We start from the raw sequence: 1,487 nt of genomic DNA, 5'->3' as shown, positions 1-1,487 counted from the left end.
GGATAATCTTTTTCAGATTCAATCAATAATTGAACCGCTCTTTCTCTGATTTCAGGGGTATATTTTAATTTTGTCATCGGGATAGTCTCTCAGAATATTGACTCTCCGACAAACCCGGTACGGTTCAGTTGATCAATATCTCTCAAGTTGGGATCAACAGTTTCTGATGATCGAACGAATGATAAACTATGTTGCTATTCAAGGAAATAGTTGGGTAGGTTGGAGAGTCAAAGCATTTTTTAGCTTTTATGAAGCATTTGGGGATAGGCATTTTTCTTATTTATTGGACAATTTAATTAAGTTTAAACAGTCGTCTTTTCTACAAAAGCTCTATATGCAGGAGAGCAAAGCGGCACACAAAGCCAGTAAAAATTTTTTAGAGGCAAAAAAATATTTAAGAACAATGATTAAAGCGGATGTATTTGCTTTATGTTTTGAGTTTTCTTATGTTCAAAATGGGCGATCTACAGCAGAACTAGGAGTTGAAGCTTTTCACTTGATATTGACGGATTTTTTAAAGAACTTAAAACGCACCCAAAAGTTGTCTACAGCAAAATTAGTTGCCTATGTGGGCACACGCTTTTTTCAAGATGATCAACTCTATGCTGATGTGACTTTTATTTTTGATGCTGAGAGCCTACTGAGTAATGATGATAAAAAAAATGAAGTAACCATTCAAAATGTAAAGAATAATATTACAAATTATTGGGAAAGCTATTGCAAAATTAAGCAAGAAAAAATTAAAGAACATGATGATAAGCAATCTACAGATCCTGCTGGAAAAGTTCGGAGGAGTCAACTGCATGATGCTATTCAAGTAATTGATAGATTAAAAATTCAAGCTTTAAAGGTTAATTTTCCTCAGCCGATAAAATATCACGATAAGAAGGATTTACGAGCATTCATGGATGAGACCATAAGTTTCTATACAGCACATGCTTTGTTATGTACTTGGAAACCTACTTTAGAATCATTTATAGATTCAGAAAATAAAGGAAATTCCAAGCTATTGAATATGGATCAATTTCTAAAGGGACGCATTATAGCTCCTCAGAAAAAATCGAGTAAAAAAGTAAAGTCAGGTCAAGATGTTGAAGCCATTGAAGATCTTTCTAGCGATGATGATACGGGTAGCAATAGTTTGGCTGATCCTCAGCTACAACCTCAAAAAACAGTGATTCAAAATTCGCATGTGGTATTTAAAAAACGAAAAAAAATTACCTATACTTTAAGATAAGCAATTAGGAAAAAGTGTAAAAACATAGCAGCGCTTAGATTGGGCTGGTTTAACATCACTTGATATCTAAGTTTTGAAATCTTATTCTGTTTTTTCGGTGATGGTTGCATGACTTCAGCAGAAAATAACTTCCGCTTTTTTGAAAAAAAGAAAGTGGTGACGAGTCCATTAAAAAATGGGCTCATTAGATTCCAAGTTTAGTCCATTTTCTTGATGAGACCATAACAGAAAGTTGAGTATTGCCTATTCT

General features: G+C 33.7%; 1 protein-coding gene. It reads left to right on the top strand.

Going from position 1 to position 1,487, the window contains the following annotated elements; translation table 11 throughout:
• Positions 1-166: 166 nt before the first annotated feature.
• Positions 167-1,237: a hypothetical protein gene (locus tag GBN19_RS15335; RefSeq protein WP_151778693.1), complete on the top strand. Its 1,071-nt coding sequence runs from the start codon at positions 167-169 to the stop codon at positions 1,235-1,237.
• The last annotated feature ends 250 nt before the right edge of the window (positions 1,238-1,487 follow it).

The sequence above is a fragment of the Acinetobacter brisouii genome (assembly GCF_008993995.1).
GTDB classification, from domain to species: domain Bacteria; phylum Pseudomonadota; class Gammaproteobacteria; order Pseudomonadales; family Moraxellaceae; genus Acinetobacter; species Acinetobacter brisouii_A.
Note: the sequence above shows the minus strand (reverse complement) of the source record. Positions and strands in the feature narration are given on the sequence as shown.

Coding starts and splice junctions, on each gene's coding strand:
- GBN19_RS15335 (WP_151778693.1), top strand. CDS start 167: ATGATCGAACGAATGATAAACTATGTTGCTATTCAAGGAAATAGTTGG.